Raw genomic sequence first — 20,634 nt, forward strand, 5'->3', positions numbered from 1 at the left:
CATCAGCCGGCGCTTACCACCAGCGATGGAAGTGATGGACGGGGCCGACGCCGTGGCCGACGTCGAGCTGGCCGCTCGCGGCGATCGCGCCGGTCAGGTAGGCCTTCGCTTCGCGCACCGCGCTGTCGAGATCGGGCCGCTGCGGCAGCAGCGCGGCGATCGCCGACGACAGCGTGCAGCCCGTGCCGTGCGTGTTGCTGACCGGCACGCGCGTGCCGTCGAACCGCACCGCATGCGCCGCATCGACGAGCCAGTCGGGGCTCGCGGCCGCGTCGGGCAGGTGGCCGCCCTTCATCAGCACGGCGCGCGCGCCGGTCTTCAGCAGCGCCTGGCCTTGCCGGACCATGTCGTCTTCGGTCATCGCGGGCGTGTCGCCGAGCAGGGCGGCCGCTTCGGGCAGGTTCGGCGTGACGACGGTCGCGAGCGGCAGCAGCGCGTCGCGCAATGCGTCGACCGCATCGGGCGCGAGCAGCGCGTGCGAACTCTTCGAAATCATCACCGTATCGAGCACGACGAAACGCGGCGCATGGCGCCGCAGCGCGTCGGCGACCGCGTGCACGATCGCCGCGTTCGCGAGCATGCCGATCTTGACCGCGTCGATGCGGATGTCGTCGAACACCGCGTCGAGCTGCGCGGTCACGAACGCGGCGTCCGGAGCGTGCACGCCGGTCACGCCGCGCGTGTTCTGCGCGGTCAGCGCGGTGATCACGCTCGCGCCGTACGCGCCGAGCGCGGAGAAGGTCTTGAGGTCGGCCTGGATGCCCGCGCCGCCGCCCGAGTCGGAGCCGGCGATCGTCAGGACGTTGGGTATCGGGTGCGTCATGATGGCAAGGCGCCGGTTCGAAGACCGGCGCCGACGGACGGAAACAGGAAGTGTAGCGTCAGTGCCGCGATTCGCCGATCAGCGCGACCGAGTCGAACTGGCGCTGGTTCGCCTGGTGGCGGCGCATCACGAGCCACATCGTCAGGCACACGAACGTGCCGAACAGCACGATCACGACGCCGACCGGCACGTCGAGCCAGACCAGCACCGCATACAGGCACAGCATCACGAGCACCGACAGGTTCTCGTTGAAGTTCTGCACCGCGATCGAATGGCCGGCCGACAGCAGCACGTGGCCGCGATGCTGCAGCAGCGCGTTCATCGGAACCACGAAGTAGCCGGACAGCGCGCCGACGCAGATCAGGAAGATGTACGCGACGATCAGGTACACCGGCAGGCGCAGGTGGCCGAAATGCACGGCCCAGTGCGCCGGGAACAGGTCGCGCGTGTAGAACGCCATCAGCATGACCGCGATGCCCATGATGATGCCGACCGGCAGCACGCTGAGCGACTTCTTCAGCGGGATCCGCGCGGCGGCGGCGATCGCACCGCCCGCGACGCCGACCGCGACCACCGCCTGCAGGATCGCGCCTTCGGACAGCGACATGTTGAGCGACACTTCGGCCCACTTCAGCACGATGAACTGCAGCGTCGCGCCCGCGCCCCAGAACAGCGTCGTGACCGCGAGCGAGATCTGGCCGAGCTTGTCGCGCCAGAGCACCATGAAGCAGTCGGCGAAGTCGGTGAGGAGCTTGACCGGGCCGCGCTCCTGCTTCGGGTAGCGCGCGCCGGTATCGGGGATCCGCAGATTGAAGATGGCGGCGATCACGTAGATCGCCATGATGATCACCATCGCCGCTTCGGCGGGCGTGGCGATCCAGGCTGGCGTGTGCGCGATCACGTGCGACGCGATGTGCGGGCTGATCAGCGCGCCGCCGAGCACGGTGCCGAGGATGATCGAGCTGACGGTCGTGCCTTCGATCCAGCCGTTCGCGGCGACGAGCCGGTCGGCCGGCAGCAGCTCGGTCAGAATGCCGTACTTCGCGGGCGAGTAGGCCGCGGCGCCGAACCCGACGATGCCGTATGCGATCAGCGGATGGGCGCCGAGCAGCATGATCAGGCAGCCGACCACCTTGATCGAATTGGTGATGAACATCACGCGCCCCTTCGGACGCGAATCGGCGAACGCACCGACATAGGCCGCCAGCACCACATACGACAACACGAAGAACAGCTTGAGCAGCGGTGTCATCCAGTTGGGGGCGTGGAGGTCTTTCAGCAGGGCGATGGCGGCGATGAGAAGCGCATTGTCGGCCAGCGACGAGAAAAACTGCGCGGCCATGATGGTGTAAAAACCTTTTTTCATCTGATGCGATGCTTTCGTCGCTGCGGCAGGGCCGCGTAGGCCGCCTAGTATGCGATCGGCTTATTCCGTTCGAAATGGGTTGTGCGCACGGCTTTATAACACGAAAATACGGCAATTCGGACTAGCAAGATTCCCCGATCGTTCCGCAAATTGTCGGCTTCGGTGCTCAAAAGGCGCGGTAAGCTGATGATTCGCAAGCGTCTTTACGTAAATTTCCCATGCCGCGCCCGATCTCCGCCACCATCCACACCGCCGCCCTCGCGAACAATCTCTCCGTCGTCCGCCGCTTTGCCGGCCCGTCCAAGGTCTGGGCGGTCGTCAAGGCCAACGCGTACGGCCACGGTCTCGCGCGCGTGTTTCCCGGCCTGCGCGGCACCGACGGCTTCGGCCTGCTCGACCTCGACGAGGCCGTGAAGCTGCGCGAGCTCGGCTGGGCCGGCCCCATCCTGCTGCTCGAAGGGTTCTTCCGGTCGACCGACATCGACGTGATCGACCGCTACAGCCTCACGACCACCGTCCACAACGACGAGCAGATGCGGATGCTGGAGACGGCGCGGCTGTCGAAGCCCGTCAACGTGCAGCTCAAGATGAACAGCGGGATGAACCGGCTCGGCTACGTGCCGGAGAAGTACCGCGCCGCGTGGGAGCGCGCCCGTGCGTGCCCCGGCATCGGCCAGATCACGTTGATGACCCATTTTTCGGACGCCGACAACGAGCGCGGCGTCGCCGAGCAGCTCGCGACGTTCGAGCGCGGCGCGGCAAGCATCGCGGGCGCGCGCAGCCTCGCGAATTCGGCGGCCGTGCTGTGGCATCCGGATACGCACTTCGACTGGGTGCGGCCGGGGATCGTGCTGTACGGCGCATCGCCGTCGGGGCTGTCGTCCGACATCGCCGATACGGGCCTGAAGCCTGCGATGACGCTCGCCTCCGAGCTGATCGCCGTGCAGACGATCGCGAAGGGGCAGGCGATCGGCTATGGCTCGACGTTCTCCGCGCAAGCGCAGATGCGCATCGGCGTCGTCGCGTGCGGCTATGCGGACGGCTATCCGCGCGTCGCACCCGAAGGCACGCCCGTGATCGTCGACGGCATCCGCACGCGGATCGTCGGCCGCGTGTCGATGGACATGATTACCGTCGACCTGACGCCGTGCCCGCAGGCCGGCGTCGGCGCGCGGGTCGAGCTGTGGGGCAACGCGCTGCCGATCGACGACGTCGCGCGCCATTGCGGGACCATCGGCTATGAACTGATGTGCGCGGTCGCCGCCCGCGTACCGGTGCGCGCGGAATAAGGGCAGCACGCGTGGCCAAACAGAAAACCGTCTACGTCTGCAGCGAGTGCGGCGGACAAACCCCGAAGTGGCAGGGGCAATGCCCGTCGTGCCAGGCCTGGAACACGCTCGTCGAATCGGTCGCCGAGTCGCCGGCCGCCCATCGCTTCCAGTCGCTCGCGAAACGCGCGCCCGTGCAGCGCCTCGTCGACATCGAGGCGGCCGACGTGCCGCGCTTCTCCACCGGCATCGGCGAATTCGATCGCGTGCTGGGCGGCGGGCTGGTCCCTGGCGGCGTCGTGCTGATCGGCGGCGATCCCGGCATCGGCAAGTCGACGCTGTTGCTGCAGTCGCTCGCGGACATCGCGAGCGAGCGGCGCGCACTCTATATCAGCGGCGAGGAATCGGCCGCGCAGATCGCGTTGCGCGCGCAACGGCTCGCACTGCTCGACGGCGGCGCGCCGGCGGCCGAGCTGAAGCTGCTCGCCGAGATCCAGCTCGAGAAGATCCAGGCCGCGATCGACGCGGAACGGCCGGACGTCGCCGTCATCGACTCGATCCAGACCGTCTATTCCGAAGCGCTGACATCGGCGCCCGGCTCGGTCGCGCAGGTGCGCGAGTGCGCGGCGCAGCTCACGCGCATCGCGAAGCAGTCCGGCACCGCGATCATCATGGTCGGGCACGTGACGAAGGAGGGCAACCTCGCGGGCCCGCGCGTGCTCGAGCATATCGTCGACACGGTGCTGTACTTCGAGGGCGACACCCATTCGTCGTTCCGGCTCGTGCGCGCGTTCAAGAACCGCTTCGGCGCGGTCAACGAGCTCGGCGTGTTCGCGATGACCGAGCGCGGGCTGCGTGGCGTCGCGAACCCGTCCGCGCTGTTCCTGTCGCAGCACGAGCAGGTCGTGCCGGGTTCCTGCGTGCTCGTCACGCAGGAGGGAACGCGCCCGCTGCTCGTCGAGATCCAGGCGCTCGTCGATACGGCCCACGTGCCGAACCCGCGCCGGCTCGCGGTCGGCCTCGAGCAGAACCGGCTCGCGATGCTGCTCGCGGTGCTGCACCGGCACGCGGGCATCGCGTGTTTCGACCAGGACGTGTTCCTGAACGCGGTGGGCGGCGTGAAGATCACCGAGCCGGCCGCCGACCTGGCGGTGCTGCTCGCGATCCATTCGTCGATGCGCAACAAGGCGCTGCCGAAGGGCCTGATCGTGTTCGGCGAAGTGGGGCTGGCGGGCGAGATCCGGCCATCCCCACGCGGCCAGGAACGCCTGCGCGAGGCGGCGAAGCTCGGTTTCACCGCCGCGCTGATCCCGAAGGCGAATGCACCGAAACAGCCGATCGAAGGACTGAACGTGATGGCCGTCGATCGGATCGAGCAGGCGATCGACCGTGTGCGCGATCTCGAATAGCCGTGGCTGGCCAGCGCCGCCGTGCATTGGCCACGGTGATCTGTCGCGTAATTGAATGTAATGAATATGTAGGCTGATGTAACCCGCCGGACATCGCTTTTCCCTATCCTTTGCCGGATTGTCGAACCGCGCAATGCGAAGGGAACCTATGTTTAAACAGTATGGGGAAGCGCCGAGCGGACGCAGTTACAACCTGCGCGGCTGCCGTGTGTCGGAGCCGATCGTTCAGCCGTGGGGCGGCGGATGCCGGATCGTCGAATGGATCGACGACGAAGGGCGCCTGGCGCGCCGGGTCGTGTCCGAGGACGTGACGGAAGCGGAGGTCGCCGCGGCGATCCGCCGGCCGACCGAAGGGCGGCGTCACCTGATGGGCGATGACGAGCAGATGCCGCGCGATACGTTGCCGCGGCGTTGAGCGGATGGCGCGGCCGGCGGCCGGCGGACGGCCGACGCGATCACGTCGAACGCAACAATGACAAAGAGGCCGGGCCCGGGCGCCCGGCCTTGTCGTTTCCGCGCCCGGTGCGGCCGGGCGGGTTCGCCGGTCGTGGATCGTGCCTAGGCGTGCGGCCGCCGCTGAAACGACCGGCTGACGGCGCGCCGGGCGCGTTCAGCCGATCTGCTCGAGTTCTTCCTGCACGGCGAGCCAGTCCGCCTCGACCGTTTCGAGCCGGGCATTGACCTCGCCCAGCTTGCGGATCGCTTCGGTCAGTTCCGTCTTGCGCGCGGCTTCGTAGCTCGCCGGATCGGCGACGAACGCGTCGAGGCGCGCCTTCTCCGCGTGCAGCGTTTCCATTTCCCTTTCGAGCTTCGTGATGCGGTTCTGCAGCGGTTTCTTCAGCTGCGACAGCCGCTGGCGCTCCTCGGCCGCCTGACGCTTCTGATCCTTGCGGTTGATGCCCGGATCCGTGCCCGCTGCTGCGGCGCTGTCGGCCTTCGCGGCCGCGCGTTGCTCGGCCGCATGCTGCAGCAGCCAGTCGCGGTAATCGTCGAGGTCGCCGTCGAACGGCTGCAGCCGGTGCTTCGCGACGAGCATGAACTGGTCGGTGGTCGCGCGCAGCAGGTGGCGGTCGTGCGAGACGAGGATCAGCGTGCCTTCGAACTGCGCGAGCGCCATCGTCAGCGCGTGACGCGTCTCGAGGTCGAGGTGGTTGGTCGGCTCGTCGAGCAGCAGCAGGTTCGGTTTCTGCCAGATGATCAGCGCAAGCGCGAGCCGCGCCTTCTCGCCGCCCGAGAACGGGCCGACCGGGCTCGTCGCCATGTCGCCGGAGAAATTGAAGCCGCCGAGGAAGTCGCGCAGTTCCTGCTCGCGCGTATCGGGGGCGAGCCGTGCGAGATGCGCGAGCGGCGAATCGTCCTCGCGCAGGGTTTCGAGCTGGTGCTGCGCGAAATAGCCGATCGTCAGCCCCTTGCCGTCGCGCACGTGGCCCGACAGCGGCGCGAGCGTGCCGGCCAGCGTCTTGATCAGCGTCGACTTGCCCTGGCCGTTCGCGCCGAGCAGGCCGATGCGCTGGCCGTTCTGGATCGACAGCGCCACGCGTTCGACGATCGGGATGTCCGTGCCGTCCTCTGCGTGGTAGCCGCAGCGGACGTCTTCCATCACCATCATCGGGTTCGGCGCGGCGTCGGGCGTGCGGAATTCGAACGTGAACGGCGACGCGATGTGCGCGGGCGCGATCAGCTCCATCTTCTCGAGCGCCTTCATCCGGCTTTGCGCCTGCTTGGCCTTGGTCGCCTTGGCCTTGAAGCGGTCGACGAAGCTCTGCAGGTGCTCGATCGTCTTCTGCTGCTTTTCGTACGCGCTTTGCTGCAGCGCCAGCTGCTGCGCACGCAGCACTTCGAATTGCGAGTAATTGCCGCCGTAGCGCTTCACCTGGCGATTTTCCAGATGCAGCGTGACGTTGCAGATCGAGTCGAGGAATTCGCGGTCGTGCGAGATCACGACGAGCGTGCCGGCGTAGCGGTGCAGCCAGTCTTCGAGCCAGACGATCGCGTCGAGGTCGAGGTGGTTGGTCGGTTCGTCGAGCAGCAGCAGGTCGGAGCGGCACATCAGCGCCTGCGCGAGGTTCAGCCGCATGCGCCAGCCGCCGGAGAAGCTGGCGACCGATTCGCGCGTCTGCGCGAGCGTGAAGCCGAGGCCGAGCAGCAGCGCTTCGGCGCGCGCGGGGGCCGTATAGCCGTCGGCGTCGGCGAACGCCGCGTGCGCGTCGGCTTCGGCCGCGCCGTCGTGCGCGGCCGAGGCGGCGGCGATACGCGCCTCGATCTCGCGCAGCGCGGTGTCGCCGTCGAGCGTGTAGTCGAGCGCGGAGCGGTCGACGGCGGGCGTTTCCTGCGACACGTGGGCGATCCGCCACGACGGCGGCATCGCGAAATCGCCGCCGTCGGAATGCAGCTCGCCGCGCAGGACCGAGAAGAGCGTCGATTTGCCGGCGCCGTTCGCGCCGATCAGGCCGGCTTTCTCGCCGGGATTGAGCACGAACGAGGCCGACTCGAACAGCGGCTTGGTGCCGCGCGCAAGGCTGAACTGATTGAAACGGATCACGGCGGGAATGACTGACCAAAACCGCTATTCTAGACTGCGCGCGCGTCGCCCCGGATATCGGCCGTTCGGCAGGTGCCGCAACGGCGCGATTTCGCCTAGACTCCACGTCGATACGGTTTCGTAAAAGGAGTGCCCGATGTCCACCCTGTATTCGTTCAGCGCAGAGACGCTCGCCGGTGCGCCGGCGTCGCTCGACGCGTATCGCGGCAAGGTGCTGCTGATCGTCAATACCGCGAGCGAGTGCGGTTTCACGCCGCAGTATGCGGGCCTGCAGAAGCTGTATGACCAGTACGCGGCCCGCGGTTTCTTCGTGCTCGGCTTCCCGTGCAACCAGTTCGGCAAGCAGGAGCCGGGCGACGCCACGCAGATCGGCGCGTTCTGCGAGCGCAACTACGGCGTCACGTTCCCGATGTTCGCGAAGATCGACGTGAAGGGCGACCACGCGCATCCGCTGTACCGCTACCTGACCGACGAGGCGCCCGGCATCCTCGGCCTCAAGGCGATCAAGTGGAATTTCACGAAATTCCTGATCGACCGCGACGGGCGGATCGTCAAGCGCTACGCGCCGTCGACGAAGCCCGAGGAAATCGCCGCGGATATCGACAAGCTGCTTTGACGGTTCGATGCGGCGAGCGGGCGGTTCGGATCGAGCCTGCCTGGGTCGCGGCGCCGGGGCATGCCGTGCGAAAGCATGCGCCGCCGGGCGGCGGCGCCGGGCCGGCGCTCGCGCAACCGCTACAGGATCGGCGCGAACAGGCGCGCGACGTGCATTGCGATACGCCGCCACGCGGGCGAGTGCCGATACTCGTTCGCATCGACTTCGTAGGCCAGCGCGAAATCGGCGTCGAGCATCGCTTCGACTTCGGCGGCGAACGCGCGGTCGACGGTCAGCACCATGATTTCGAAGTTCAGCCGGAACGAGCGGTTGTCGAGATTCGCGCTGCCGATGGCGGCCGCGACGCGGTCGATCAGCAGCACTTTCTGATGCAGGAAGCCGGGCCGGTAGCGAAACACCTTGACGCCAGCGTCGACGAGATCGCGCGCATAGAGCTTCGACGCTTCGAACACCACGTAGTGATCGCGCCGGCTCGGAATCAGGATGCGCACGTCGACGCCGCGCATCACCGCGAGCTTCAGCGCGGCGATCACCGCTTCGTCGGGCACGAGATACGGCGTCGTGATCCAGATCCGCTCGCGCGCGGCGTTGATCGCCTCGACGAAGAACAGCGAGCCGGTTTCCTGCTTGTCGGCCGGCCCCATCGGCACGGCGAGGCAATGCATCGCGTCGTCGGGCAGCGCCTCCGGCGGCGCGGCGAGCGGCGGCAGCGTCTGCGTGGCCCAGTGCCAGTCTTCGGCGAACACGTACTGGATGCTGGCCACCACCGGGCCGCGAATCTCGATATGGGTGTCGCGCCACGGCGACAGGCGCCGGTTCGCACCGAGATATTCGATACCGACGTTGAGGCCGCCGACGAACGCGCGATTGCCGTCGACGACGACGATCTTGCGATGGTTGCGGAAGTTGAGCTGGAAGCGGTTGACGAACTTGCGGTGGGTCGCGAACGGATGGACCTCGACGCCGCCGCGGCGCAGCGTGTCGACGTAACCGCGCGGCAGGTCGAAGCTGCCGATGCTGTCGTACAGCAGGTAGCAGCGCACGCCGGCCGCCGTGCGGGCGAGCAGCGCGTCGCGCAGCATCTGGCCGAGCGCGTCGTCGCGCACGATGAAGAACTGGACGATCACGTAGTCGCGCGCGGCGTCGATCGCCGACAGGATCGCCGAGAAGGTTGCGTCGCCGTTCACGAGCGTGCGCACCGCATTGCCGCCGACGAACGGCATTCCACCCAGCCGCGTGAGCGCGAGCACGGCGGCCCGGCCGATCGCGTCGGCGGCCTGCCCGTCGGTTGCGTCCGCAGCGAGCCATGGCGCGCGCGGCGTGTGCGTGCGCAGCGCTTCCATCTCGTGGCGTCGTGCATCGACGTAGCCGGAGAACTTGCTGCGGCCGAGGAACAGGTACGGGATGAGCGTCAGGTACGGCATCGCGGCGAGCGACACGGCCCATGCGATCGCGCCTTGCGACGTGCGGGTATTCATGAGCGCATGACACGCCGCGATGATCCCGAGCACATGGATGGCCAGGACCAGGGTGCCGAGATGTAGCCAGTCGAGGGTCATGGGCGCGTGACGGACTCCTGAAGTCGTGCGGCGCGACGGCCGCGTACGCGCATCTTACCCAACCGTGCGGGACAGCGGTGTGCCGTACCGCACGGTTCGGTCGCGGCGCGCCGTCAGGCCTTGCGCGGCAGGTCCGACGCCTGGATCAGGAACACGGCGTCGTCGCCCGCGCTGGTGGGCAGCCACGTGAGCTCGAGGCCGCCGAACGCGGCTTCGACGTGCTCGCGCTCGTTGCCGATCTCGACGACGAGCACGCCGTCGTCGTGCAGCCAGTTGTGCGCTTGCCCGATGATGCGCCGCACGATGTCCATCCCGTCGTCGCCGCCCGCGAGCGCCATTTCCGGCTCGTGCCGGTACTCGGGCGGGAGGGCCGCCATCGACGTCGCGTTCACGTACGGCGGGTTCGTCAGGATCACGTCGTAGCGCGTGTCGGGTTCGGCGCGGAACGCGGGCAGCGGCGTGTAGAGGTCGCCGCGATGCAGGGTGATGCGATCGTCGAGGCCGTAGTCGCGCACGTTGATCTCGGCGACTTCGAGTGCCTTCTCGGACAGGTCGACCGCGTCGATCTCGGCATTCGGGAACGCGCTGGCCGCGAGGATCGCGAGGCAGCCGGAGCCGGTGCACAGCTCGAGCACCGCGCCGACCTGCTCGGGATCGGCGACATACGGCTGCAGCCCGTCGTCGAGCAGTTCGCCGATGAACGAGCGCGGCACGATCACGCGCTCGTCGACGTAGAAGCGGTGGCCGTGCATCCACGCTTCATGCGTGAGATACGCGGCCGGCACGCGGTCGGTCGCGCGTCGCTCGATCACCGCGAGCACGGCCGCGATTTCGTCGGGCAGCAGGCGGGCATCGAGGAACGGCTCGAGCGTGTCGAGCGGCAGGTCGAGCGTGTGAAGTACGAGGTAGGCGGCTTCGTCGTATGCGTTGTCCGAGCCGTGGCCGAACGCGAGCTTCGCCTTCGAGAAGCGCGTGACCGCATAGCGCAGCAGGTCGCGAACAGTTGCAAAAGGTGTCGTCATGCGAGGCTCCGTCAGGCGATCAGTTGTTCGAGCACGCGGCGGTACACGTTCTTCAGCGGGTCGACGAAGCGCACGTCGATGTGCTCGTCGATCTTGTGGATGCTGCCGTTTGGCGGACCGAACTCGATCACCTGCGGGCAGATGCGCGCGATGAAGCGCCCGTCGGACGTGCCGCCCGTCGTCGACAGCTCGGTCGTGAGGCCGGTCTCGGCGCGGATCGCGTTCTCCAGCGCGTTCGACAGGTCGCCGCGCGGCGTGAGGAACGGCAGGCCGCTCACCGACCACTTCAGCGAATATTCGAGGCCGTGCTTGTCGAGGATCGCATGCACGCGCGCCTGCAGGCCCTCGACGGTGCTCGCCGTCGAAAAGCGGAAATTGAACATCAGGTCCGCGTGGCCGGGGATCACGTTGGTCGCACCGGTGCCGGCGTGCAGGTTCGACACCTGCCAGGTGGTCGGCGGGAAGTATTCGTTGCCTTCGTCCCACTGTTCGGCGGCGAGCTCGGCGAGCGCCGGCGCGAGCAGGTGGATCGGGTTCTTCGCGAGGTGAGGGTAGGCGATGTGGCCCTGCACGCCCTTGACGATCAGTTCGCCCGACATCGAGCCGCGGCGGCCGTTCTTCACGACGTCGCCGAGTTCGGTGGTCGACGTCGGCTCGCCGACGATGCAGTAGTCGAGACGTTCGCCGCGCGCTTCGAGCAGCTCGACGACTTTCACGGTGCCGTCGGTGGCCGGGCCTTCCTCGTCGCTCGTGATCAGGAACGCGATCGCGCCGCGGTGGCCGGGGTGGGCCGCGACGAATTCCTCGGACGCGACGACGAACGCCGCGAGCGACGTCTTCATGTCGGCCGCGCCGCGGCCGTACAGCTTGCCGTCACGATGCGCGGGAATGAACGGCGGCGAGGTCCACTGCTCGAGCGGGCCGGTCGGCACGACGTCGGTGTGGCCCGCGAACGCGAGCAGCTTGCCGTCGCGGCCGTCGGCGCCGCGCTTGACGGCCCACAGGTTGGTCACGCCGTGCGACGCGATGGTTTCGCATTCGAAGCCGAGCGCGGCGAGGCGCTCGGTCATGATCTGCTGGCAATGCTGGTCGTCGGGCGTGACGGACGCGCGGGCGATCAGCTGTTCGGTAAGGGCTAGGGTGGCGGACATGGTTCGGACCACTTTCGATAAAAAATGCCGGCGCGGTGGCCGGCAGCGATGAGGCGTCGTGTGCAGCGTGGGCGCCGCGCGGGCCGCCCTAGGCGGCAAACAGCGCCGCGTACTGATCGGCCACGAAGCCGAGCGATTTCACGCGGCCGTTGACGACGAGCACGGGGCGCTTGATGACCGACGGCTTGTGGATCATCAGCGCAACCGCGCCGGACTTCGTTTCCGCGGCCGCCTTCATGGCGTCGTCCAGGCCGCGCCACGTCGTGCCGCGCTTGTTCACGAGCGCGTCGAGCGATACGTCCTTCAGCCAGTCTTCGACCAGCGGTGCGCTGACGCCGAGCTTCTTGAAGTCGTGGAACTCGAACGCGACGCCGTGATCGTCGAGCCACACGCGGGCCTTCTTCACGGTGTCGCAGTTCGGAATGCCGTAGACGACCACGGTGCGCGGCTTCGCCATCAGTCGCCTCGCAGCAGCTCGTTCAGACCGACCTTCGCGCGGGTCTTCGCGTCGACCTTCTTCACGATCACCGCGCAGTACAGGCTGTGCGAGCCGTCCTTCGACGGCAGGTTGCCGGCGACGACGACCGAGCCGGCCGGGATGCGGCCGTAGCTGACTTCGCCCGTTTCGCGATCGTAGATCTTGGTGCTCTGGCCGAGGTACACGCCCATCGAGATCACCGAGTTCTCCTCGACGATCACGCCTTCGACGACTTCCGAGCGCGCGCCGATGAAGCAGTTGTCTTCGATGATGACCGGGTTGGCCTGCAGCGGCTCGAGCACGCCGCCGATGCCGACGCCGCCCGACAGGTGCACGTTCTTGCCGATCTGCGCGCACGAGCCGACCGTCGCCCACGTGTCGACCATCGTGCCTTCGTCGACGTACGCGCCGATGTTGGTGTACGACGGCATCAGCACGACGTTCTTCGCGATGAACGAGCCGCGGCGCGCGATGGCCGGCGGCACGACGCGGAAGCCGCCCGCGGCGAAGTCTTCGGCCGTGTAGTTCGCGAACTTCGACGGCACCTTGTCGTAGAACTGCGAGTAGCCGCCCGCCGGCATCGGTGCGTTGTCCTCCAGGCGGAACGACAGCAGCACGGCCTTCTTCAGCCACTGATGGACGGTCCAGTTGCCGTCGATCTTCTCGGCGACGCGCAGTGCACCCTTGTCGAGCTGCTCGATCGCGTGCGCGACGGCTTCGCGGACGTCGGCGGGCGCGGCCTTCGGCGACAGCTCGGCGCGGTTTTCCCAGGCGGTATCGATGATTTGCTGAAGTTGTTGCGACATGTTCGTTTTCGCAGGAGATGAATGGAATTGATCGGGATGGACGTCTTACCGCGCGAGAGCCCGGCAGAAATCGACGATGCGTTGCGCGCCCTCGACGCATTCGGGGGTGCCCGCGACGAGCGCGATCCGGATGAAATCGCGGCCCGGATTCGTGCCGTGCGCATCGCGCGCGAGGTACGAGCCGGGCAGAACCGTCACATTATAGTCGGCGTACAGGCGGCGGGCGAACTCGGTGTCCGACAGGCCAGTGCGCGCGACGTTGGCCCACAGGTAGAACGCGGCGTCGGGTAGCTTCACGTCGATCACGTCGGCCAGCATCGGCGTGACCGTGCTGAACTTCTGCAGGTACAGCGCGCGGTTCTCGCGCACGTGCGCTTCGTCGTTCCACGCGGCGATGCTCGCATGCTGCCAGACCGGCGACAGCGCGGCGCCGTGGTACGTGCGGTACAGCAGGAATTTCTTCAGCAGCGCGGCGTCGCCGGCGACGAAGCCCGAGCGCATGCCCGGCACGTTCGAGCGCTTCGACAGGCTCGACAGCATCACGAGCCGCTCGAAGCCGCGGCCGAGGCGGTGCGCGGCCTCGAGGCCGCCGAGCGGCGGCGCCGCTTCGTCGAAATAGATCTCCGAATAGCACTCGTCGGACGCGATCACGAAACCGTGGCGGTCGGACAGCGCGAACAGCTCGCGCCAGTCGTCGAGCGTCAGCACGGCGCCCGTCGGGTTGCCCGGCGAGCACACGTACAGCAGCTGGGTGCGCGCCCACACTTCATCGGGCACGGCCGCGTAGTCGCACGCGAAGTTGCGGGCCGGGTCGCTGTTCGCGAAATAGGGTTCGGCACCGGCCAGCAGCGCCGCGCCTTCGTAAATTTGATAGAACGGATTCGGACAGAGTACGATCGCCTTCTTGCCATCCGCGCGCGGGCGCGCGTCGATCACCGTCTGCGCGAGCGAGAACAGCGCCTCGCGCGACCCCGACACCGGCAGCACCTGCGTGGCCGGGTCGATTGCAGGCAGCCCGTAGCGGCGTTCGAGCCAGTGTGCGATCGACGTGCGCAGCGCGTCCGAGCCGGCCGTGGCCGGGTACGACGCGAGACCGTCGAGCGCGGCCACCACGGCGTCGCGGATCAGCGCCGGCGTCGGGTGCTTGGGCTCGCCGATGCCGAAGCTGATCGGTTTCAGGTCGCCGGAAGGCGTCACGTCCTTGAACAGGGCGCGCAGCTTTTCGAAGGGATAGGGCTGGAGCGAGTCGAGTCGAGGGTTCACGGGCGAAGCGGCCATCGCGGCCGGTTGGAGCGAAAGGGCGAAAGGGGCGGCGCGGGTGCCGCACGGCTGCGAGCGGGCGCCGACGGCGCGCGGCTCGCAACGGATGATTATAACGTGACGCAATGCGGTCGCGGCCCGCCGGAACGGCGGCCGGGCCGCTCGAATAAAGGGTAGCGAATCAAATGAATAACGCGGTACGCGGCAGCCTGCCGACGCTGGCCATCCTGATCGGCGCGTCGGTATGGGGCCTGATCTGGTATCCGCTGCGGATTCTCGCGTCGCTCGGGCTCACCGGCACGCTGGCGAGCGCGCTGACGAGCGCGGTCGCGTTCCTGTTCGTGGTCGTCGTGCGGCACCGCACGATCGCCACGCTGCGCTGGCACTGGGTGCTGCCGGGCATCGCGATCACGGCGGGCGTGACCAACCTCGGTTTCGTGTGGGGCACGATCCACGGCGAAGTGCTGCGCGTGATGCTGCTGTTCTACCTGACCCCGGCATGGACCGCGATCTACGCGCATTTCCTGCTGCGCGAGCGGCTGACCTGGGCCGGCGCGGCGCTCGCGGCGCTGTCGATCGGCGGCGCGATGCTGATGCTGTGGTCGCCGCAGCTCGGCGTGCCGCTGCCGGCCAACCCGGCCGAATGGGCGGGGCTCGCGGCCGGCCTGAGTTTCGCGATGAGCAACGTGCTCGTGATCAAGGCGAGCCGCGAGCTGCCGGAGATGCGCGCCGAGATGCGCACGGCGACGCTGTTCGGCGGCGCGGCGGTGTTCGGCGCGGTCGCGTCGCTGTTCGAGGGGCTGCCGGCCGCGCCGGCGGGAAGCCAGCTCGGCGTCGCGGCAGCGATCATCGCCGCGATCGGCGTGACGATGGCCGCCAACAACCTGCTCGTGCAATACGGGCTCGCGCGCGTGCCGGCGAACCGCGCGTCGATCATCATGCTGTTCGAGATCGTGATCACCGCGCTGTCGGCGTGGGTGTTCGCGAGCGAACTGCCGAGCGCGCGAGAGTGGGCGGGCGGCGCGTGCATCGTGCTGGCGACGCTGCTGTCGAGCCGGGTCCATCGTGCCGCGCCGGCATCGGGCAAACCCGGCGACGGGCGGGACGGCGCACGCGCGATGGTATGATGGAAGCCGTTTGCGGGGCCCAACGCTTGAGATGCGCGCGGCCCCGCTTTTGAATTCCGGGGCGCATCGCGCGCACGGGCCGTCCGGCCCCGCGCGTCGCGGCCCCGTCCGTTTCACCTCTTCTTCACATCCGATACCGCCGTGCGTCTGAGCTCGATCAAACTCGCTGGCTTCAAATCCTTTGTCGATCCCACGCATTTCCAGGTTCCGGGCCAGCTTGTCGGCGTGGTGGGCCCGAACGGGTGCGGCAAGTCCAACATCATCGATGCCGTGCGCTGGGTGCTCGGCGAGTCGCGCGCGTCCGAGCTGCGCGGCGAGTCGATGCAGGACGTGATCTTCAACGGCTCGACCGCCCGCAAGCCCGGCAGCCGGGCCAGCGTCGAACTGATCTTCGACAACTCCGACGGCCGCGCGGCCGGGCAGTGGGGCCAGTACGGCGAGATTGCCGTGAAGCGCGTGCTGACGCGCGACGGCACGTCGAGCTACTACATCAACAACCTGCCGGCGCGCCGCCGCGACATCCAGGACATCTTCCTCGGCACGGGCCTCGGGCCCCGCGCGTACGCGATCATCGGGCAGGGCATGATCGCGCGGATCATCGAGGCGAAGCCGGAAGAGCTGCGCGTGTTCCTCGAGGAAGCCGCGGGCGTGTCGAAGTACAAGGAGCGCCGCCGCGAGACCGAGAACCGCCTGCACGACACGCGCGAGAACCTGACGCGCGTCGAGGACATCGTCCGCGAGCTCGGCGCGAACCTCGAGAAGCTCGAGGCGCAGGCCGTCGTCGCGACCAAGTACAAGGAACTCGTCGCCGACGGCGAGGAGAAGCAGCGCCTGTTGTGGCTGCTGCGCAAGAACGAGGCCGCCGGCGAGCAGCAGAAGCAGCAGCGCGCGATCGAACAGGCGCAGATCGACCTCGAGGCGCAGACGGCGAAACTGCGCGAGGTCGAATCGCAGCTCGAGACGCTGCGGGTCGCGCATTACTCGGCGAGCGACGCGATGCAGGGCGCGCAGGGCGCGCTCTACGAGGCCAACGCCGAAGTGAGCCGCCTCGAGGCCGAGATCAAGTTCATCGTCGAATCGCGCAACCGCGTGCAGGCGCAGATCGCCGCGCTGAACGCGCAGCGCGAGCAATGGCGCGCGCAGGCCGAGAAGGCGCAGGACGAGCTCGAGGAAGCCGAGGAAGCGCGCGCGATGGCCGACGAGAAGGCCGCGCTCGCCGAAGACAACGCGGCCGCGAAACACGACGCGCTGCCGGCGCTCGAGGCGAAATGGCGCGATGCGCAGGCGCAGCTCAACGACGAGCGCGCGCGGATCGCGCAGACCGAACAGTCGCTGAAGCTCGAGGCCGCACACCAGCGCAATGCCGACCAGCAGCTCCAGCAGCTTCAACAGCGCCACGAGCGCCTGAAGTCCGAGGCGGGCGGGCTCGACGCGCCCGACGAAGCGCAGCTCGAGGAACTGCGCATGCAGCTCGCCGAGCAGGAAGAAATCCTCGCCGAAGCCCAGGCGCGCCTCGCCGATGCGCAGGAAACGGTACCGCGTCTCGACGGCGAGCGCCGCGCGGCCCAGGAGCGCGTGCAGGCCGAAAGCGCGCAGATCCACCAGCTCGAGGCGCGGCTCGCCGCGCTCAAGCAGCTGCAGGAGAACGTGCAGACCGAAGGCAAGATCCAGCCGTGGCTCGACAAGCACGAGCTCGGCGCGCTGCCGCGTCTCTGGAAGAAGCTGCACGTCGAGGCCGGCTGGGAAGCGGCGCTCGAGGCCGTGCTGCGCGAGCGGCTGGCCGCGCTCGAAGTGTCGAATCTCGACTGGGTGAAGGCGTTCGCGACCGATGCGCCGCCCGCGAAGCTCGCGTTCTACGCGCCGCCCGTGGCCGGCGAGCCGCCGGCCGCCGCGGCCGGGCTGCGCCCGGTGCTGTCGCTCGTGCGCATCGACGATGCAGGCATCCGCGCGGTGCTGAACGACTGGCTCGGCAACGTGTACGTCGCCGACGACGTCGCGCAGGCACTCGCGACGCGCGCGCAACTGCCGGCCGGCGGCGCGTTCGTCGTGAAGGCCGGCCACATCGTCACGCGTGTCGGCGTGCAGCTGTACGCGGCCGATTCGGAGCAGGCCGGGATGCTGGCCCGCCAGCAGGAGATCGAAAACCTGACGCGCCAGGTGCGCGCGCAGGCGCTGCTGGCCGACGAGGCCCGCACGGCGGCGGTGCGCGCGGAAGCCGCGCACACGCAGGCCACGCAGGCGCTCGGCGACGTGCGCGCGCAGGCCGAACGCGCGACCCAGCGCGTGCATGCATTGCAGATGGACGTGCTGAAGCTCGCCCAGGCGCATGAACGCTACACGCAGCGCAGCACGCAGATCCGCGAGGAACTCGAGGAGATCGGCGCGCAGATCGACGAGCAGCGCGCATTGCGCGCGGAATCGGAAGCGAACTTCGAGCGCTTCGACGGCGAACTCGCGGAACTGCAGGCGCGCTTCGAGGACAACCAGCTCGCGTTCGAGGCGCTCGACGAATCGCTGACGCAGGCGCGCCAGGAAGCGCGCGATCTCGAGCGCGGCGCGAACGACGCGCGCTTCGCCGCGCGCAACGCGGTCACGCGGATCGACGAACTGAAGCGCAGCATCCAGGTCGCGCACGAGCAGAGCGAGCGCGTCGCCGCGTCGCTGGAAGACGCGCGCGCCGAACTCGAAACGATCAACGAGCAGACCGCGCACACGGGCCTGCAGGACGCGCTCGAAATTCGCGCGGTGAAGGAAGAGGCGCTGCAGGCCGCGCGGATCGAACTCGACGACCTGACTGCGAAGCTGCGCGCGTCGGACGAGCAGCGTCTCGTCGCCGAGCGTTCGCTGCAGCCGCTGCGCGACCGCATCACCGAGCTGCAGCTGAAGGAGCAGGCCGCGCGCCTGTCCGTCGAGCAGTTTGCCGAGCAGCTCGCGGCGGCCGAGGTCGACGAGGAAGCGCTGCGCGAGAAGCTGACGCCGGACCTGAAACCGTCGTACCTGCAGGGCGAGGTCACGCGCCTGAACAACGCGATCAACGCGCTGGGTCCGGTCAACATGGCCGCGCTCGACGAGCTGAAGGCCGCGAGCGAGCGCAAGGTGTTCCTCGATGCGCAGTCGGCCGACCTGACCGACGCGATCACGACGCTCGAGGATGCGATCCACAAGATCGACCAGGAAACCCGCACGCTGCTGCAGGGTACCTTCGACGAGGTCAACCGTCACTTCAGCGACCTGTTCCCGCGCCTGTTCGGCGGCGGCCAGGCGAAGCTGATCATGACGGGCGACGAAATCCTCGATGCGGGCGTGCAGGTGATGGCGCAGCCGCCGGGCAAGAAGAACGCGACCATCCACCTGCTGTCGGGTGGCGAAAAGGCGCTGACCGCCACCGCACTGGTGTTCGCGATGTTCCAGTTGAACCCGGCGCCGTTCTGTCTGCTAGACGAGGTCGACGCGCCGCTCGACGACGCGAACACCGAGCGTTTCGCGAATCTCGTGCGCGCGATGTCCGACAAGACGCAGTTCCTCTTCATCTCGCACAACAAGATCGCGATGGAGATGGCGCAGCAACTGATCGGCGTGACGATGCAGGAGCAGGGCGTGTCGCGGATCGTCGCGGTGGACATGGAAACCGCCGCGGGTTTTGCCCAGAATTGACGTTTGAAGAAACCGGACCGCGTTCGCGCGGCGCATGGGCGCCCGTTCGCGGTTCCGACGAACAAGAATTGCTGATGGAGCGTGCATGGACGAGTTGACACTCGGTTTGATCGGCGCGGGCGCCGTCGTGGTGGGCGGCGTCGTGGTCTACAACGCGTGGCAGGGCGCGAAGGTGCGGCGCAGGATGCCGCGCCCGATGCCGGAAGAGGCGGTCGAGGCGATGAATCGCCCCGAGCGCGACGAAGAGCTGCCGTTCATCGAGCCGGTGCGCCAGCCCGCACGCCGCGAGCCCGCGGCGCCGGCACCGGCCGCCGCCGCCGCGAGCGCGCCGGTCGAAGCCGCGCGCGTCGAGCCGACCTTCGGCGGCGTGGCGCCTGCCGACACGCCGGCCGACCTGCAGGCCGAAGCCACCGGAGGCGACGCGCCGTCGGGGTCGACCGAGTCGGCCGAGCAGGCCGTCGACGATGCAGCCGCCGCGCAGGAAGCGCCGGCCGCCGCCGCATCGCACGAACCGGCCGAACCCGTGCTGCCGGCCGCCACGACGATTTCGTCGGCGCCGCCCGCGATCGTCGACCGCCGGATCGACTGCATCGTGCCGATTCGCCTCGGCGCGCCGCTGCCGGGCGACAAGATCCTGCCGGCCGCGCAGCGGCTGCGCCGCGCGGGCAGCAAGCCCGTGCATATCGAAGGCAAGCCGGAGGGCGGCCAATGGGAGCTGCTGCAGAACGGCGTGCGCTATGAAGAGCTGCGCGCGGCCGCGCAGCTCGCGAACCGCAGCGGCGCGCTGAACGAGCTCGAATTCTCCGAGTTCGTGACGGGCGTCCAGCAGTTCGCCGACACGATCGACGGCGCACCGGAATTCCCCGACATGATGGAGACGGTCGCGATGGCGCGCGAGCTCGACGGCTTTGCCGCGCAGTGCGACGCGCAGTTGTCGATCAACGTGATGTCGGACGGCGCGCCGTGGTCGGCGAACTACGTGCAGGCCGTCGCGTCCCAGGACGGGTTGCTGCTGTCGCGTGACGGCACGCGGTTCGTGAAGCTCGACGCGAAGCAGAACCCCGTGTTCATGCTGCAGTTCGGCGACACGAACTTCCTGCGCGACGACCTGACCTACAAGGGCGGCAACATCATCACGCTGGTGCTCGACGTGCCGGTCGCCGAAGAGGACATCCTGCCATTCCGGCTGATGTGCGATTACGCGAAGTCGCTGTCCGAGCGGATCGGCGCGCGGGTCGTCGACGATTCGCGCCGGCCGCTGCCGGAATCGACGCTCGTCGCGATCGACCAGCAACTGATGAAGCTGTACGCGAAGCTCGAGGAAGCGGGCATCCCGGCCGGTTCGCCGGTCACGCGCCGTCTCTTCAGCCAGTAACGCGTTGCACGGGCGGCGGCCTGACGTGCCGTCGCCCGTCGGTCGCTGCTGCTGCAGTGCACACACCCCGCCTGGGTGTGCTGCAGCGGGCCTGCGCGGCACGCATCGCGCGCCCCCGTCGCGGCGTCAAACTGAGATAATCGGACATCCGATTTTTCAGAACGAATCTGCCGCCAGC

At 68.3% G+C, this 20,634-nt stretch carries 16 protein-coding genes; 7 read left to right on the forward strand and 9 right to left on the reverse strand.

Going from position 1 to position 20,634, the window contains the following annotated elements; translation table 11 throughout:
* Positions 1-13: 13 nt before the first annotated feature.
* The gene (thiD, locus tag DIE17_RS09220) at positions 14-823 is read right to left on the reverse strand and encodes a bifunctional hydroxymethylpyrimidine kinase/phosphomethylpyrimidine kinase (RefSeq protein WP_124486176.1); all 810 of its coding nucleotides are present in this window, start codon (positions 821-823) and stop codon (positions 14-16) included.
* A 58-nt stretch (positions 824-881) separates the two neighbouring features.
* Positions 882-2,189 (reverse strand): lysophospholipid transporter LplT, encoded by a 1,308-nt coding sequence (gene lplT, locus DIE17_RS09225; RefSeq protein WP_044847948.1) that lies wholly within the window; start codon positions 2,187-2,189, stop codon positions 882-884.
* A 218-nt stretch (positions 2,190-2,407) separates the two neighbouring features.
* Here lplT and alr point away from each other — a divergent pair, with 218 nt between their 5' ends.
* The 3 genes from alr to DIE17_RS09240 all read left to right on the forward strand — a co-directional run bounded on the left by alr (position 2,408) and on the right by DIE17_RS09240 (position 5,281).
* Complete coding sequence (alr, locus tag DIE17_RS09230; RefSeq protein ID WP_044847947.1) at positions 2,408-3,478, forward strand: alanine racemase; 1,071 nt, start codon at positions 2,408-2,410, stop codon at positions 3,476-3,478.
* 11 nt (positions 3,479-3,489) lie between these two features.
* Complete coding sequence (gene radA, locus DIE17_RS09235; RefSeq protein ID WP_124519988.1) at positions 3,490-4,866, forward strand: DNA repair protein RadA; 1,377 nt, start codon at positions 3,490-3,492, stop codon at positions 4,864-4,866.
* A 148-nt stretch (positions 4,867-5,014) separates the two neighbouring features.
* A complete protein-coding gene (locus tag DIE17_RS09240; RefSeq protein WP_044847945.1) occupies positions 5,015-5,281 on the forward strand; it encodes a DUF2866 domain-containing protein in 267 nt (88 codons plus the stop codon).
* A 195-nt stretch (positions 5,282-5,476) separates the two neighbouring features.
* On the opposite strand, the gene DIE17_RS09245 is transcribed toward DIE17_RS09240, so the two are convergent.
* Positions 5,477-7,408 carry an ATP-binding cassette domain-containing protein gene (locus tag DIE17_RS09245; protein ID WP_124486177.1) on the reverse strand — a complete coding sequence of 644 codons (1,932 nt, stop codon included), beginning with the start codon at positions 7,406-7,408 and terminating at the stop codon, positions 5,477-5,479.
* Positions 7,409-7,544: 136 nt separating this feature from the next.
* On the opposite strand from DIE17_RS09245, the gene DIE17_RS09250 reads away from it, so the two are divergent.
* Complete coding sequence (locus DIE17_RS09250; RefSeq protein ID WP_069745053.1) at positions 7,545-8,024, forward strand: glutathione peroxidase; 480 nt, start codon at positions 7,545-7,547, stop codon at positions 8,022-8,024.
* A gap of 119 nt (positions 8,025-8,143) precedes the next feature.
* Here DIE17_RS09250 and cls read toward each other — a convergent pair whose 3' ends face one another.
* From cls to dapC, 6 genes are all read right to left on the reverse strand, one after another.
* Entirely contained in the window at positions 8,144-9,583 is a 1,440-nt protein-coding gene (gene cls / locus DIE17_RS09255) for a cardiolipin synthase (protein ID WP_124519990.1), read from the reverse strand.
* 113 nt (positions 9,584-9,696) lie between these two features.
* Positions 9,697-10,605 carry a 50S ribosomal protein L3 N(5)-glutamine methyltransferase gene (gene prmB, locus DIE17_RS09260; RefSeq protein WP_124519992.1) on the reverse strand — a complete coding sequence of 303 codons (909 nt, stop codon included), beginning with the start codon at positions 10,603-10,605 and terminating at the stop codon, positions 9,697-9,699.
* Between the two features lie 11 nt (positions 10,606-10,616).
* Positions 10,617-11,756, reverse strand: coding sequence for a succinyl-diaminopimelate desuccinylase (gene dapE, locus DIE17_RS09265; protein WP_124486180.1), 1,140 nt, complete (start codon positions 11,754-11,756; stop codon positions 10,617-10,619).
* Positions 11,757-11,844: 88 nt separating this feature from the next.
* A complete protein-coding gene (locus tag DIE17_RS09270) occupies positions 11,845-12,213 on the reverse strand; it encodes an ArsC family reductase (protein WP_124486181.1) in 369 nt (122 codons plus the stop codon).
* Positions 12,213-13,040, reverse strand: coding sequence for a 2,3,4,5-tetrahydropyridine-2,6-dicarboxylate N-succinyltransferase (dapD, locus tag DIE17_RS09275; RefSeq protein ID WP_006478479.1), 828 nt, complete (start codon positions 13,038-13,040; stop codon positions 12,213-12,215). Before dapD ends, DIE17_RS09270 begins: the two co-directional genes overlap by 1 nt.
* Positions 13,041-13,085: 45 nt before the next feature.
* Positions 13,086-14,318 carry a succinyldiaminopimelate transaminase gene (dapC, locus tag DIE17_RS09280; RefSeq protein ID WP_124519994.1) on the reverse strand — a complete coding sequence of 411 codons (1,233 nt, stop codon included), beginning with the start codon at positions 14,316-14,318 and terminating at the stop codon, positions 13,086-13,088.
* A gap of 167 nt (positions 14,319-14,485) precedes the next feature.
* On the opposite strand from dapC, the gene DIE17_RS09285 reads away from it, so the two are divergent.
* The 3 genes from DIE17_RS09285 (at position 14,486) to DIE17_RS09295 (ending at position 20,456) form a co-directional block, all read left to right on the forward strand.
* A complete protein-coding gene (locus DIE17_RS09285) occupies positions 14,486-15,427 on the forward strand; it encodes a DMT family transporter (RefSeq protein ID WP_124519996.1) in 942 nt (313 codons plus the stop codon).
* Positions 15,428-15,568: 141 nt separating this feature from the next.
* Entirely contained in the window at positions 15,569-19,081 is a 3,513-nt protein-coding gene (smc, locus tag DIE17_RS09290) for a chromosome segregation protein SMC (RefSeq protein ID WP_044847936.1), read from the forward strand.
* Positions 19,082-19,166: 85 nt separating this feature from the next.
* Complete coding sequence (locus DIE17_RS09295; protein ID WP_124520000.1) at positions 19,167-20,456, forward strand: cell division protein ZipA C-terminal FtsZ-binding domain-containing protein; 1,290 nt, start codon at positions 19,167-19,169, stop codon at positions 20,454-20,456.
* The last annotated feature ends 178 nt before the right edge of the window (positions 20,457-20,634 follow it).

It is taken from the genome of Burkholderia sp. Bp9099 (genome assembly GCF_003857805.1).
Taxonomy (GTDB): domain Bacteria; phylum Pseudomonadota; class Gammaproteobacteria; order Burkholderiales; family Burkholderiaceae; genus Burkholderia.